The following is a 15,437-nucleotide window of genomic DNA, read 5'->3' as shown; positions in this document are numbered from 1 at the left end:
TTTATCGCCTTGTATTTTTTATTAATACGCCCGGCCCCGCTCCGGCGCGACTGCCGAAGCGGGGCATTCATAGCCAAAAACTAGATAGCACGGCGTTTATAAGGACGATAGTGCGGTAGCCAAAAATGCGCCGTAATGCGCTGTGTCAGCACAGCATCATCCAGCGCATCCGCTACGCCGGACAGCTGCGCCGCCTTCCCCACCGCAAAGGCAATACGGCGGGTTACATCGCATATCATGTTGATTTCCGGCAGCAGTCCTCCGCCATGATGACGCACCAAAGGCGAGGCGTCGGCAAGCGCGCGGCTCGCCGCCATCAGCATCGTTTCCGTGATTCTCCTGGCGCCGCTGGCAATCGCGCCAAGACCGATGGCAGGAAAGATATACACGTTATTACACTGCGATACCGGTATCGTACGTCCGGCAAAATCTACCGGCTCACAAGGGCTTCCCGTTGCGATAATCGCCTGTCCATCAGTCCAGCGGATAAGGTCCTGCGGCCGGGCCTCCATTCTGGAGGTCGGGTTAGACAACGGCATAATAATCGGGCGATCGCAGTGGCGATACATCGTACGCACCACCTCTTCAGTGAACAGTCCCGCCTGCCCTGAAACGCCCAACATCACGCCAGGTTTCGCGTTATGAATGACCTCCAGCAAGGACGGCGTCGCGCCAGCGTATGCCCATCCAGATAGCATTTCAGGAGGCTGCGCCAGCGGAACCTGAAAATCAGCCAGCGACGAGGCGGTGGTCATCACCAGGCCGTCGCGATCCACCATGAAAATCGTTTTGCTGGCCTCTGCGGCGTCCATACCTTCGGCCACCCGGCAGGCGATGATATGGCGGGCAATGCCGCAACCCGCCGCCCCTGCGCCAACGATGACCATCGTCTGCTGATTAAAATCACGCTGGCTGGCGCGGCAGGCCGCTAAAATTGTCGCCAGCGCGACCGACGCCGTTCCCTGAATATCATCATTAAAACAGCACAGCTCATCACGATAACGATGCAGCAAAGGAACCGCAGTATGCTGGGCAAAGTCCTCAAATTGCAGCAATACATCCGGCCAGCGACGTTTCACCGCAGCGATGAACATACCGATAAACGCAAAGTAGTCTTCACCAGTGATGCGCGGATGCCGCCAGCCCATATAGCGGGGATCGTCTAATAATCGCGGATTGTTTGTCCCGACATCCAGCATAACGGGCAACGTATGCGCCGGATTTACCCCGCCGCAAACGGTATACAGCGACAGTTTGCCAATCGGTATCCCCATTCCCCCGACGCCCTGATCGCCCAGTCCCAGAATACGTTCCCCGTCCGTCACCACAATCACTTTGATATCGTGTCTCGGGATATCATGCAGAATATCGTCAATACGTTCGCGATCGGGCCACGAAATAAAGACCCCTCTGGCGCGACGGTAAATCCCGGAAAACTTTTCACAGGCCGCGCCAACAACCGGGGTATAAACAATCGGCAGCATTTCCGGGAGATGTTTTTTCAGCAGGTAATAAAATAGCGTCTCATTCGTATCCTGGATATTACGCAAATAAATATGCCGCGCGTTATCAGACTCCGCCTCCAGATATTGTTGGTAAGCGCGTTCCGCTTGCTCATCAATATTTTCGATAGCGCAGGGCAACAATCCATTAAGATTAAAATCATTCCGCTCTTGCTGAGTAAAACTGCTCCCCTTATTCAATAACGGCGATTCCAGTAACAGTTTCCCCGTAAACGGGACGTATAAAACATCGTGTGTCACGTTGCTGTCCATGAGTTAAATCCGGTAATAAGAAAAGCGTTAAATCAGCACATAGTTGGCAATCAACATCGCGGCAATCCCCGCCAGCGCCGGGAGCAGCGTTCTTCTGACGATCATAAACGGTGAGCATTCGCCCGCTTTGCTCACGGCGATAATGATGCCCGCAACCGGAGAAATAGAGCGCCCCATTCCCGCCATCAGTTGCATAGGCAGAATCATATTGACCGCGCTTTCACCAAACTTCGCCGCGATAGAGGGCGCCAGCCCGGAAAAGGAGAAGAATGCCGCCACGCCAGAACCGGTTAATACCGCAGTAACGCCCACCAGCGCCGTCATCACCAGCGTCATACTGGTAAAGCCCAGACCGGCGCTTTGTACGGACTGAAGGAGATAGTCCACTGCGCCGATCTTCTGTAGCCCCTGGGCATAGATATCCGCGCAGACCAGTAAAGAAACGATACTGGTAAACATGCTTCCCATTCCTTTGAAAAATACCTGCAACCCTTTGCAACAGGCGCGGAAATCACGCGTGGTGAACAGCTCGAAGAAAAAAGCGACCACCGCCCCGAGGATCATCGCCGTCACAACGTCAATTTTGATGGATGCGATCGCCAGCGGGCTGAAAACCAGAACCAGAATGACGGGCAATACAGGCAGCAGCGCATAAATGGCGGGCACTTTGCGTCCTTCCTCTTCCGCTTCGGCAACTTCTTCCATCCCCGGAACAAACCCATCTTTTTTATCGAAATATTTGGCGGTAAAGAAAATCACCACCGCGACGGCCAGCATGACCACAACCGCCACCGGCATCTGATAGTGCGCAAAGTAAATCGCGCTTTCCATTCCGGCATGTTTGGCCGCAAGATTCGCCGTTCCAACCGCCGGGCCAAGATCCATAAACGCGCACAGGCCGATCATCGCGGCAGCGGACGCTTTACTGACGCCCAGCCGCACCAGAACGGGAAAGAACGTCACCAGTAATAACATCGCCAGCCCGGCTGCGCTGGAGATCGCCACATGCAGAAGCTGCGCGCAAATGTAGCCCAGCGCAAGAATAAGATAAGGCGCTTTAATGACCTGCAAGGGACGAATACACATATTCACCATCGCATTCGAGGCTTTGATGTGATCCATATAACTGGCGAATCCCCCCGCCGCCATAATAATTAAGCCGATACCCGCGATTTGCGTGGTCAAAGACTCTTTTGCAAAACTGAAGATATCCAGCCAGGTTGACCCGGTAGATTTTGCTTTACCATAAAGAATACTATTCTCTGGGTAAAACAGAACGGTAACTGTTAATAACGCCAGCCCCGCGAATAATAACACAGTTTGCGGCTGGTAATTTTTCACAATTAACCACGCGGCAATTACTGTTATCACTATTGCTATAATAAATGCAGTCATAACAACAATCCCTATACCATACAAATCAGAGATGTCAGCCTTATGCAAGCAGCGTTTTCACCAACAGCTAAAAACCTGCTCATACATATTGCCATGAGAATATGTCCGTCAGTTCACGGTATTAAATAATTGTACTGTCGATTTAATCGTAATAAACCACCGTGCTATAAAATATGGGAAAGGGCTTTTCCCATATTTTTTTGTGAGTAAGATCGCATCTTATCTACATGGGGCGCGATCCCGCAGAAAATAAGACGTTTTACTAAATTGCCAGCCACGGAATGATTGACGGCAGAGGTATCTTTTCATATAACAATCTCAATATAAAACGTCACCGGGTACTGCACATGTACAGAAAAAACACATTAAGTCTGGATGAGTATAATTCACTCACCCAAAATATTGGTGACCTGACCGAGTCTGAATGTCGGCTTAATGACTATATTAATAAACACTTCAGCGAATTACCTTATCATGGGATTGTCGATCTTTCCCAGAATGCCGCCGTGAGCAAAGCAACCATCGGGCGCTTTCTGAATAAAGTTGGTTTTACTGGCTATGCAGCTTTCAGAAGAGCGCTGGATACCACGCTGTCAAAAAACAAAATCGCCGCGCCTTTTGAGAAAAACAGTCGCCAGCGACCTAAAAACACCACCAAAACAGAACAGATTGTTGATACCTTTAATAATAAAGTCACTTCATTATTTAATGGTTTTAAACAGACTATCAGCATCGATAGCCTGAATAAATTCATCGAACTGGTACTCAACAGCCAGCGCCATATTTATGTGGTCGGCCCTTCCTCCTCCCACGCGATGGCGCTGCATTTTTGTACGTTGTTAAAGTACTTTCGCAGCAACATCACTCTTCTGCCTACCGACATCAGCGAGCTGCCCAAGTGCCTGATAAACATCGAACCAGATGATGTTCTGATCGTATTCTCCTACTATCGCTTTAACCGGGTCGCACTCAATATCGCGAAATGGTTCAGAAAGAAAAATGCGACCGTCGTGCTGATCACCAATTCTGATGCTAATCCTTACGGTAAATTCTGCGATCTTCAGTTTGTACTGCCAAGCGACGTGGAGTCCATTTTTCAAAGCCGAATTCTCGGTTTCTTTTTTATCGAACTGATTCTGCATCTGGCTTATGAGAAGAGTGACAATGAAGGCAACTTTGCCCAACTGGAAGAGTTGTTTCTCTTCTTTGAGACATTTTCCGCTTCTTCACATAATACCTGACCAGCAGAGTCGGGAGGGACGCTCCCGACATAAAGCGCTACGCAATATCGATGACTTTCATTTCATCAAACCGCGCGAGGGTCTCGGCAATCAGCGCATCGTTGCAACCAATATAAGACAACGGCTCGCAGGCATCGGCAATTTCTTCTGCGGATAACGACGCCCGAATTTCCGGGCTGGCGTGGACAATGTCGATAAGACTTTGCTCACCATTCGCCTGACTGAGCAGCGCTTTAACTAAATTATAAGCGGGTTCTCGCCCTATTTTGTTCGCCAGACTCATCGTAATCGATTCCGACATAATGAAAGATTTCGAGCAGTCAAAATTAGCGCGCATTCTGTCTTCATTCACAATAAGGTGGGAAAGCAGCTTTTTGGCCCGGCTAAGACTGACCGATAAGGCGTTCGACGCCTCGGGTAGAATCGTCCAGTTCAATACTCTCATCGACGCCGCGCGCACATCCTGCTGATCCAACATCGCAGGCGCGCCGGAGGCGTACATCCAGCCCATCCTCGCCAGCGTCTGAATCATATTGCTGGCGCGCGGATTAGCCTTGTGCGGCATGGTGCTGGAGCCTCCGCCGCCCTCGCCTTCAAGCACTTCCGCGATGGGGGTGCGTCCCAGGGTTTCCACGTCATTCGCCAGGCGGCAGAGCGTACCGTGAATCAGCGCAAAGCATTGAACCACTTCAACAATTGCATCCTGGCTGGCATTGTTTATACCACAGGGAACGTTTAGCCCCAGCGCCCGCATCAACCGCTCACGCGTCGCCATTCCCTGAGAACCGACGGAGGCAAGGTTCCCCACCGCGCCGCCAAACAGACCCGTAATCGCCCGGGGATAGAGCTGTTGCAGCCGGTTCAGATGCCGATTCACCTCCGCCAGATAGCCGGAGACATGCAGCCCCCAGGTCGTGGCGGAAGCATCAACCGAATTGGTGCGCGCAACCATAACGGTGCGGGCATGCTTTAAGGCCATGCCCTTCATCTCTTCCCCAACCTCAATCAGCTGCTGATATACCCGTTGTAGCGTCTGCTGTAATCGCATCGCCACACCGGAGTCCAGAAGATCCTGGGTGGTGCATCCCCAGTGGAGATAGCGGCTAACCAACGGAGAGCCAGCAGCCGAAATCTGGTCGATCAAGGGCTTAATCGCCATGCCTACCGTTTGCGTTCCCTGGGCTAAAGCAGGCCAGTTTATCTCGATGTTCTGACATGCCTGCTCGATTTCAATCGCCGCCTGTTCAGGAATAATGCCCAGCTCGCTTTGCACGCGCGCTACCGTTGCTTCAAACGTCAACCAGCAGCGAAGCAGATTGTCGTCAGACCAGATCTCCCGCATCCGACTCTCGGTAAAGAGCGATGAATAGAGGTCAGAATCAAACACTGTTGTTTGCTTACCGTACATACTGCGACTCTCCGGCAATATAAAGCATATTAATATAAAAGGTCGTGAATGAATCTTGCGGGATCGGCCAACTGATTAACAGGGGAAAATAAAATTCCCATTCATAAAATACGTCATGAGAATTTTGCTTTCCCTTTTTAACGCCCGAAAAACACAAAAATGAGATAGCTATCACAATGAGTTGCTTTGTTAGTGCAACGCGTATTTCGCTTTGCTTTAACTTTTCGCAAATAAGCACCATTAAATTTAGCAACATGATAAAACAGGACATCGTTATGCGCTAAAAATCACATTTTGTAATGAGAAAAAATAATTCCCATATCATGACCATCCTTTTTTCCAGAACAATCCCTCCTGCGATAAACCGCTCACTCGAACAGATAAATAAGCTAACTATTGTTTTCTGGGGATGCTATGAAAATAAAAATGATTTCACTCATTCTACTGACGGGGATGACAACCTCCTCATATGCGATGAGTATCTATAATAAAGATGGAAATACGCTGGATATTTATGGCCGTGTGGAAGGTAAAATTGCCAGCGGAGAAAACTCTTATGCCGGAAGCGAAACGCGAACGAATCTGGGTGGCCGTCTGGGGATTTACCTCACCCGGGATTTAGATTTTATCCCCGAGACAAAGATCGTGGGCCGTCTGGAATGGCAGGTGCGAACCGAAAAAAACGACAGCAATACCGGGGATAGCGATTTAAAAGCGCGCTACTCCTATATTGGTTTGTCCAATAAAACCTGGGGCGAACTGATTGTCGGCAGGACCAAAAACCCGTTGTATCAGGTCATGAAAATGACTGATAAATATAAAAACTTTACGCCGAATATTTACAGCTACGGCATCACCACCATTGATGACTCCTACCAGTTCAACCGCCAGGACGGCACCGTACAATGGAATGCTAAATTTGCAGGCAATGAGATACAGCTGGCGTGGGTCGCGGGCAATGGCAGCAGTAATGAAGCCCTGGATTATGGCGCAATGGCCAGTTACAGAAACACGCTCAGACTGGGGGATTTCAGACTCACACCGGCGATTGCCGCCAGCCGTTATAAACGCCAGGATGGCGTAAAAACCACTGATGGCCGGAATCAAAACGACCAGATCATGGCAGGCTTGCAGCTCAGCTATAAGAACGTTGAAGCCGCCGTCACCGCATTACGCACATCCATTGCGCGCGATAATAAAAGCGACAATGACTTTAAAGGCATGGATTCATTACTGTCCTGGAAATACGGTAAATTTAAATTCCTTACCGGTTACAGTTTCCTGGATGAGAAAGATAAATCCGTCTATGAAAAAGAGGACTGGCGTGTCGAAACACAAATAACATTAGCCGATGATACCTGGTTATCATTTACTTACGATAAAGCCTTCGCCAATAAAAACCAAAAAGTCAATGATGACGCGCTCATCGTTGGACTCCGCTATGACTTCTGACAGGTGATTTATGAAAAGAATAATGCAGTTATCCCTTGCATCAACTTTTTTATTTGGCAGTTTATGTGTGCATGCTGATGCGCTATTAGCGCCCTCACCCTATGCAAAAATAGAGGGGGATAATAAAATTGTCGCGCTGTATGGCAACTCTTTTACGTTCTATAACAACAATATTAATACCCGGTTGCGGGATCTGACGCGTTCTTTACTGCCGAACCACGCGAAAGGGTATAAATATCGGGGGATCACCATCTCAAGCGGTCATTTAGGCTGGCAAATTCATAATCTCGCCTATCAGAATACATTGCAAAAATGGGACGTTGTCATCTTGCAAGGCAACTCCACGGAGACGATCTCACAGAAAGAGAGCACCCGGCAGAATTTCATCGAATCCGCGACAAAAATGGCGGATATGGCGCATCAGGCAGGTTCAAAAGTCGTGTACTTCATGACCTGGGCAAAGCGGGATCAACCAGAGGATATACAGAAACTTGCTGACGCCTATGTTTCCATTGCGCAGAAAACTGGCGGCTATGTCGCGCCGGTCGGTCTGGCTTTTGAAAAAGCGCGTAAAGCACACCCGGAAATTAATCTTTATTACCACGATGGCGTACACCCTTCCATCGCAGGAACCTATTTAGCCGCCTGTGTGTTCTTTGCCACGCTGTATAACCAGTCGCCAGTGGGCGGAGCGCTGCCCGTAGACACGGATATGACCCCAGCCACCGCAAAAGCATTGCAGCAGATTGCGTGGGAAACCGTCAGCGAGTTTCAGAAATCACCATAGTCGGTTGCCCGATGGCGCAAGCTTATCGGGCCTACAATCTCACCACGCCGTAGTACCGTAGGCCGGATAAGGCGAAGTCGCCATCCGGCATTACCCGCACCACACCGTAGTACCGTAGGCCGGATAAGGCAAAGCCGCCATCCGGCATTACCCGCACCACACCGTAGTACCGTAGGCCGGATAAGGCAAAGCCGTCATCCGGCATTACCCACACCACACCGTAATACCGTAGGCCGGATAAGGCGAAGCCGCCATCCGGCATTACCCACACCACACCGTAATACCGTAGGCCGGATAAGGCGAAGCCGCCATCCGGCATTACCCGCACCACACCGTAGTACCGTAGGCCGGATAAGGCGAAGCCACCATCCGGCATTACCCGCACCACACCGTAGTACCGTAGGCCGGATAAGGCAAAGCCGCCATCCGGCATTACTACCGGGCATCCCTGCCCGTTTTTAACTCAGAAGTCGTAATTAACAGACAGCTTCAGGGTACGCGGTTCGCCACGGAACACATACACGCCATCGTAGTCGGATACGCCAGACCAGTATTGCTCGTTGGTGACGTTATCCACCCCTAAACGCCATACCATCTCATTCTGCTCCTGGTTTACGCGCATCCGGTAACGAACGCCGAGGTTAAGCGTGGTGTAACTGTCCAGCTTCTTCTCATTGGCGGCGCCGTCATACTGCGAGCCGGTGTGATTCAGTCGCGCGGTAGCGGTCAGCCCATCAACCTGCCGGATATCATATTCAGCACCGAGAACGGCGGTGAAACGTGGAGTACCGGAAGCATCATTCCCCTGGTTGACGCCATCCTGCGTTTTGGTCAGTTTCGGCTGTAACCAGGTCGCACTGCTGTTCAGACGCAGGCCGTAAACCGGCTCACCAAACAGGTTAACTTCCACACCCCGGTTACGCTGCTCGCCATCGGTCGAATATTCCTGCGTCGTCTCGTTCTTAATCACGGACGGTTTCTTAATCTCAAACAGCGCCAGGCTACCGCCGACAGTGCCGAAATCAATTTTCACGCCCACTTCATTTTGCTTAGAGTGCAGAATACCGATGCTTTTACCGTAATCCGGCGACTCCTGATCGGTAATGTTTTCACCCGGCTGTAATGCCTCGGTGTGGTTGGCATACAGTGACACCGTGTCCCACGGCTTATATACGATACCGTAGGTCGGCATCCATCGACTTTCCGTATAGCGAGAAGCAGTGTCTTCTTCACCGGTCGCATTGCTGTAGTTACGCACCACCACTTTCTGATTACGCGCGGCGACGGTCAGCAGCACCTGGTCATCAAAGAATCCCAGCGTATCGCTGAGGAGATAACCCTGAGTACGGTTTCGGGAGGTTGTCAGCGGATCGTGATAGTTGCCGCCGGCGAGATCCCACTGCGGCATCGGCACGTCATGGTTGTCATAGATATTGGTCATGGAGCCAGGGTTGGCCCAGTTCATACGCCATGCCGTTTTATCGCGTTTGATCACCGCCGAATAGCCCAGGTTCACCTTATGGCTGACCGACCAGGTATCAAATTCGCCGCGAATACCCGCCATACTGCTGAACGCGTCAATAATACGGTTGGTATACAGCACATTGACGACAGCATCACCCGATCTGTTCAGTAATTTTGGCGCGGTATAAATCCCGGTTTCATGCGCATGTTGCGCCCCGGCGCCGCCGTAGACCGTCCAGTTATTCAGGATGTCGTATTCAGCGCGCGCCATACCGAACTGGTTAGTGATATCACTGTAGCCCCACTTCTGGCTGTAGTTATCCGTGTTGTTCGGTACATCCGGCACGAAATCGACGCCGCTTAAGTTAATTCCCATCGTCCCGCCGTGGAACGTCTTTTTCTGGGCGGCGACATCCAGCGAGGAGCGCAGTTTATCGCCGCGATAATCCAGCCCGAGGGCGGCCAGCGTCGTGCGCTTTTTCTCGTTATCAACGGCGGTTTCGCCTTCACGATGCAGAATGTTTACTCGCGCGCCAAACTGATTGTTATCGCCAAAACGACGACCGGCATCCAGCGTGGCGCCTACCTGAGTTGAAGAGGTGTAATCCACTCCCAGGCGCGTCAGCGGCAGGTCATCAGCATGTTTCGGCTCCATGTTGACCATACCGCCCACGCCGGAACTTGCTGCGCCGTTCACGAAAGAACTGGCGCCTTTAAACACTTCCACGCGCTCAAACAGCGAAGCATCCACAACCTGACGCGGCAGCACGCCAGCCAGACCGCCCCAGGTCACGTCATCCCCCGCCAGCTCAAAGCCGCGAATACGATAGTTTTCTGAGAAGTTCCCGTATCCCTGTACGGGCTGTACTGCGGCGTCGTTTTTCAGCACCTCGCCGATGGTCTTCGCCTGCTGGTCTTCCACCAGTTTTGAGGTGTAACCGATAACGTTAAACGGCACATCCATCGCTTTTTGTTCGCCCAGAACCCCCAGTCGTCCTCCGTGGGCAACCTGCCCCTCCAGGAACGCGGGCACCTGCGCGTCGCCACCGGCTTTAAAACCACTGTTTGCGGATTTGGCCTCAACGACCATCGTATCTTCTTTCCCGGTAGTGTCTTCTGCTGCGTAAACACCGTGAGCGGCGGCACCAATCGCGAATGCCAGCAAGGATTTTTGCAGAGAATAATTATTTTTTGCGCTGCTTTTCATCATTAATCTCATGAATACAAGGACACGAAAAAAACCCTTTAAAATGGGGTTTTATTGAATGAAACCCGAACAAAAATGCTCGTTTTATGTATGGGAAGGGTTTTCCATATATATATGTTCTGTGTCCATCCTTGATACGAAGAATAATCACCGAAACCCGCACAGCCAACATGATAATGAGAGTGAAACTCATTATCAATGTTATTTAGATTTTTCATTGTGTGAACAACGGTTACGGGATTTATGGCATTGACACGATTAGCTGTAACGTTACACTAAACCGTTGTAGTTTATACTCTGCTATCCAGATGGCGATACTGAATGAGCCGCCATTCACCGATTGCTGCAAAGGAGATGTATGGCAAACATTCGAGATGTCGCAAAGCATGCGGGCGTTTCCGTCAGCACGGTGTCCAATGTGCTTAACGGCCGCGCCGATCAAATGCGCCCGGAAACGCTGGCGCGCATTCAGCAAAGCATGCAAACGCTCAACTATTTCCCCAACCGGGTCGCCCAGCAACTCAAAACGGGGCAGGCAAAAATGATCGGGTTGCTGGTGCCATCCATCGTGAACCCCAGCTTTGCGGCACTGGCGCGTGAAGTGGATCTGGCCGCCAAAAAACACCTCTACCGCGTGCTGATCGGCAACACCTATCGCCAAATCGAAGAAGAAGAAGCGTTTCTGGAAGATATGTTTGCTCATGGCGTTCGCGGGATTATTGTGGCCGCCTGTGATATCGAAAAGCCGCATTTCACCCGCGCGGCGGCGCAGGGCATGATAATGGTGAACTACGATGGCCGTATGCCTGCAAGCGTTGATTCTGGCGGTTTCGCGCTGGACAGCGTGTCGATGGATAACGTTGAGGCGGGCCGAATGGCGGCAGAGCATCTTATCGCGCGCGGGTGTCGCCGCCTCGCGTTTGCGACCGTCGCAGGGATGACCCCCAGCCGCGCGCATAAAATAGAAGGCTTTCTCAGCGCGGTACGCCAGCACGACATGTATCGTGAAGGGATGATCATCGAAGGAAAAGCGATGGCCGCCTACGGAGATACCGAAATGACCGAACTGGGCCGTTCTCTGGCGCAAACCCTCTGCCAGCAATCCCTTCGTCCTGACGGCATCGTCGCCATTAACGATGCGCTTGGCATTGGTTTGATGAGTGGTTTGCACGAAGCCCGCATCCGCGTGCCGGAAGAGATCTCTCTCGTCGGTATCGACAATATTTCACTCTCTGGCCTGGTTTACCCCGGCCTGACCTCTATTATGCCGCCGCTCACGGAGATGGCGGACGTGATGGTTGAGCGCCTGATCGCCCGAATAGAGACTCCGGCAATCCCTCCCGACGAGTTTTTGTTTCCCCCTTCCCTGGTATGCCGACAATCGGTGCAGGAAGCGGAAAATATACGATGAGAATAACGCGAGAAGAACGTCGCGTTCTTCTCGTCTTCTCAGAGTAATGTCGGGCCGACGGTGAGGAGAATATTGGCAAAACGGCGGGTTTCGCCTGACGCAATCACCAGCAGCGTATCCGATGATTTTGCCAGCGCGTAAAACGCATTTCGCTCAACATGAGAAAGTTCCGTCATTTCTGAAAGCAGACCACGGTATTCACGCTCAATCGTGTTATCAAATTCAGCCGGGCTCGTCATTAACGTCGCTTTCTCTACGTTAATATAACCAAGAATTTTCTCCAGAATCATCACGCTGCCAATTAAGCCGGGAGAAAAGTTAAGCCAGATAATACGTGCCTGCGGTGACGAGTTGGTCAGGAAAGAGTAATTCGCATCCGCGATCAGAATATTGGCTTTATGACCGCACTGCGCCAGTGCCTGTAATAAATCAGGATGAATAATATCTGACTTTATCATAAAGAGTCCCTTTTAAATCAGGCGGGTTTTACAACCCGCCCGCTTTTACGCCCGATAAATACCGCCATTAATATCAATCGTCGCGCCAGAGACGAAACCATCATATTCAGAGGCGAGGAAACAGATCACCCGGGCGACATCCTCAGGCGTACCGGCGCGCCCCAAAGGAATAGCCTGAATCGTCTGGTCGGCAGACGCCTGCGTCGTATGCTGATTGTGAAAACGGGTGCCCAGAATCAATCCTGGGGCCACGGCGTTCACCCGAATGCCAGATTCGCCCAGTTCGGCGGCAAGTGAGCGCGTCCAGGTCAAGACGGCGCCTTTCGTGGTGGAATAAACCAGAGAGCCCGCATGGCCGCCGGAACGACCGGCTAATGACGCCAGATTCACAATGCTCGCCCCATCTGGCGAGGCTTTCAGCCAGGGTAACGCCTGCTGGGTGACATTGAGCATCGTGGTCATATTCACGTCAATAACGGTACGCCAGAACTGTGGTTCGATCTCGCCGAGCCATTTTCGGGCGATAATTCCACCAACGTTATTCACCAGAATATCGATGCCGCCAAGAAACGCCGCGCCCTGCGCAACGCACCGCGCGGCATCTTCCTCATTCGTTAAATCAGCATAACCGCAAGCCGCCCGGCCTCCCTTTTGCTCCGCAATGGCCATTAATTCTCGTGGGCCTTCTTCGCCGCTGAAATAATGAATATAGATATCACATCCGGCCTCAATTAATTTTCTGGCCGTTTCTTTACCAATACCCTGTTCCGCACCGGTAATAAAAACTTTTTTACCCACTAATGATCCCATTTCATACTCCACTTATTCAGATTTAAACATCGCCAGGCGATAACCTGTCGCGTTACTGCTATTTTCAGCACGCGGACATCCCCGCCACTGAGCGTGGCGAATATCCGTAATGAATAATCAGTAGCCTGCCAGTCCAGGCAACCAGGTGGTTAATGGCGGCGCCATCGCCACAATGATGATGCCGACGAAAACAACCGCCAGATATTTCGCCATTGGCCGAATAACATGTTTCATCTCCACGCCGCAGATGGCGCAGGTGGTATACAGCCCTAATCCAATCGGCGGTGAAAATAAGCCAAAGCCCATCGCCAGAATCATGACAATACCGAAATGCAGCGGGTTAAATCCAAGCTGAATGGCGATTGGCACCAGGATAGGGGCGAAAATGATCAACGCTGGCGCACCTTCCAGAACCGCGCCAAAGATAATCAGAATCACAATGGTCAACAGCAGGAACAGCCAGGCGCCCTGCTCCATTCCAATCCCCACCAGCAGTTCAGCAATTTGCTGCGGAATCATCTGTATTGTCAGCGCATAAGAAAGGCTGGTCGCGCAGGCGACGATGAACAGCAGTACGCCGGACATGGCCGCGATATCAATAAACATTTTTACCGTCGCTTTCAGCGTCAGCTCGCGAAACGCCAGGCGACCGACAACGATGGCGTAAATCACCGCAAAGGCAGAGATTTCTGTCGAGGTCGCAATCCCCATCATCACCCCACGGCCAATCATAAAGATCATGACCAGCCCCACGGCGGCGCCAAGGTAGAGCTGCGCACGCGGGCGTAAAACCGGGTAAGCCTCGCTGACGTTAATTTTTCCGCCAAAACGGTTGGCCGCGATCATCAGCAGTATCAGCAAGCAGACGGCGGGAACCAGGCCGGCGATAAACAGCGCGCCGATGGAGATATTCGCCACAAACCCCATGACGATCAGGTTTACGCACGGAGGAATGGTCTCCGCCATCACCGCCGATGCGGCGAACACCCCTGCGGCCTCTTCGCTGTCCTGCTTAGCGCGACGCACCGCAGGCATCAAGACACCGCCCACCGCGGCGACATCCGCCAGTTTGGAACCGGAAATCCCGGAGAAGAAGGCCATCGACAGCACGGTCGTCATGTTTAACCCGCCGCGAAAGCGCCCCATCCCGCGCACAATCAGCTCAACCAGACGCGTTGACATCCCGTTGATTTCCATTGCCGCCCCGGCAAGTAAAAAGAACGGAATAGCCAGCAGAACGAAGTGGTCTACCCCGGCGGCAACCTGCTGAGAGAAAAAGACAAACGGTAACGACGGATCGCAAATAAAGAACACCATTGCGGACATGCCCAGCGTAAACGCGATAGGCACACCGGCCAGGATACCCAGCGCAAAACAGATCAGCATCAGCCCCGCCGCCGCGCTGGCCGGATCGGCCATCAGCGAGAGTTTCAGATACCCCAGCGCCGCCAGCACCAGGATTCCGCCGCCGCTGAGCAGAACAACCCGCGCGCGTTCATGTAGCGCATGTTCCAGCGCGGCCACCATCATCACCACGGAACCGATCAACACCGGGATAACGTAAATCGTCTGCGGCAGGCCGGTCTCGGTCGTTTGTACCCGCGCGGCCTGCACCAGGTCATAACTGGAAATCACCAGCCCCACCGACACCAGAAACAGCACCCAACGACTGGCGTGGATAACATAAGGGCGCACCTGCTCGGGCAAAAAACGCAGGAACAGATCGACGCCAATATGCCCGCCTCTGCCTGTGGACGTGGCCACGCCAAAAAAGACGAGGGCAATCATCAGCGCACGCGCCACCTCTTCCGCCCAGTGAATCGGTGAATGCAATGCGTAGCGCCAGATAACGGATGCGAATACCACCAGTACGTTGATAAACAGCACCAGTGCCCCGGCCCAGGATGTTAAGGTCGTTAAGCCTCTGCTCAGTCGGCCTAACAGCATCAGCAAAGCATTTTCATCCTTTGCTTTCATAGAGATATCTGCCATGTTGGACTCCTTTCATGGGCTTACCGGGTGATACCGC

Annotated in this window: 12 protein-coding genes; 4 read left to right on the top strand and 8 right to left on the bottom strand. The window is 52.0% G+C overall.

Going from position 1 to position 15,437, the window contains the following annotated elements; genetic code table 11:
• Positions 1–80 precede the first annotated feature (80 nt).
• Both OGX93_RS11965 and dcuC read right to left on the bottom strand, forming a co-directional pair.
• Complete coding sequence (locus OGX93_RS11965; RefSeq protein WP_199976384.1) at positions 81–1,775, bottom strand: NAD-dependent malic enzyme; 1,695 nt, start codon at positions 1,773–1,775, stop codon at positions 81–83.
• 27 nt (positions 1,776–1,802) lie between these two features.
• Entirely contained in the window at positions 1,803–3,170 is a 1,368-nt protein-coding gene (gene dcuC, locus OGX93_RS11960) for a C4-dicarboxylate transporter DcuC (protein ID WP_198447254.1), read from the bottom strand.
• Between the two features lie 347 nt (positions 3,171–3,517).
• Here dcuC and OGX93_RS11955 point away from each other — a divergent pair, with 347 nt between their 5' ends.
• Entirely contained in the window at positions 3,518–4,411 is an 894-nt protein-coding gene (locus OGX93_RS11955) for a MurR/RpiR family transcriptional regulator (protein WP_049010346.1), read from the top strand.
• Positions 4,412–4,448: 37 nt separating this feature from the next.
• Here the strand turns inward: OGX93_RS11955 and OGX93_RS11950 are convergent, their stop codons facing one another.
• The gene (locus OGX93_RS11950) at positions 4,449–5,819 is read right to left on the bottom strand and encodes a class-II fumarase/aspartase family protein (protein ID WP_012134493.1); all 1,371 of its coding nucleotides are present in this window, start codon (positions 5,817–5,819) and stop codon (positions 4,449–4,451) included.
• A 414-nt stretch (positions 5,820–6,233) separates the two neighbouring features.
• On the opposite strand from OGX93_RS11950, the gene OGX93_RS11945 reads away from it, so the two are divergent.
• Together OGX93_RS11945 and OGX93_RS11940 are read left to right on the top strand one after the other, a co-directional pair.
• Positions 6,234–7,271, top strand: coding sequence for a porin (locus tag OGX93_RS11945; protein WP_012134495.1), 1,038 nt, complete (start codon positions 6,234–6,236; stop codon positions 7,269–7,271).
• 10 nt (positions 7,272–7,281) lie between these two features.
• Positions 7,282–8,058 (top strand): SGNH/GDSL hydrolase family protein, encoded by a 777-nt coding sequence (locus tag OGX93_RS11940; protein WP_286449927.1) that lies wholly within the window; start codon positions 7,282–7,284, stop codon positions 8,056–8,058.
• A 31-nt stretch (positions 8,059–8,089) separates the two neighbouring features.
• On the opposite strand, the gene OGX93_RS11935 is transcribed toward OGX93_RS11940, so the two are convergent.
• Together OGX93_RS11935 and OGX93_RS11930 are read right to left on the bottom strand one after the other, a co-directional pair.
• Positions 8,090–8,491 carry a hypothetical protein gene (locus tag OGX93_RS11935; protein ID WP_286449928.1) on the bottom strand — a complete coding sequence of 134 codons (402 nt, stop codon included), beginning with the start codon at positions 8,489–8,491 and terminating at the stop codon, positions 8,090–8,092.
• Positions 8,492–8,521: 30 nt separating this feature from the next.
• Positions 8,522–10,729, bottom strand: a complete 2,208-nt coding sequence (locus OGX93_RS11930) for a TonB-dependent receptor (protein ID WP_286449929.1) — start codon at positions 10,727–10,729, stop codon at positions 8,522–8,524.
• Between the two features lie 343 nt (positions 10,730–11,072).
• Between OGX93_RS11930 and OGX93_RS11925 the strand changes: the two genes are divergently transcribed.
• Complete coding sequence (locus tag OGX93_RS11925) at positions 11,073–12,140, top strand: LacI family DNA-binding transcriptional regulator (RefSeq protein ID WP_353622170.1); 1,068 nt, start codon at positions 11,073–11,075, stop codon at positions 12,138–12,140.
• A 38-nt stretch (positions 12,141–12,178) separates the two neighbouring features.
• Here the strand turns inward: OGX93_RS11925 and OGX93_RS11920 are convergent, their stop codons facing one another.
• The 3 genes from OGX93_RS11920 to OGX93_RS11910 all read right to left on the bottom strand — a co-directional run bounded on the left by OGX93_RS11920 (position 12,179) and on the right by OGX93_RS11910 (position 15,400).
• Entirely contained in the window at positions 12,179–12,598 is a 420-nt protein-coding gene (locus tag OGX93_RS11920; protein WP_049011918.1) for an RbsD/FucU family protein, read from the bottom strand.
• A 45-nt stretch (positions 12,599–12,643) separates the two neighbouring features.
• Complete coding sequence (locus tag OGX93_RS11915) at positions 12,644–13,408, bottom strand: SDR family NAD(P)-dependent oxidoreductase (RefSeq protein WP_012134502.1); 765 nt, start codon at positions 13,406–13,408, stop codon at positions 12,644–12,646.
• Between the two features lie 117 nt (positions 13,409–13,525).
• The gene (locus tag OGX93_RS11910; RefSeq protein WP_058668440.1) at positions 13,526–15,400 is read right to left on the bottom strand and encodes a TRAP transporter large permease; all 1,875 of its coding nucleotides are present in this window, start codon (positions 15,398–15,400) and stop codon (positions 13,526–13,528) included.
• Positions 15,401–15,437 lie beyond the last annotated feature (37 nt).

The sequence above is a fragment of the Citrobacter sp. CK195 genome (assembly GCF_030333365.1).
Classification (GTDB): domain Bacteria; phylum Pseudomonadota; class Gammaproteobacteria; order Enterobacterales; family Enterobacteriaceae; genus Citrobacter_B; species Citrobacter_B koseri.
The sequence above is the reverse complement of the archived record's forward strand: the minus strand, read 5'-3'. Positions and strand labels throughout refer to the sequence as shown.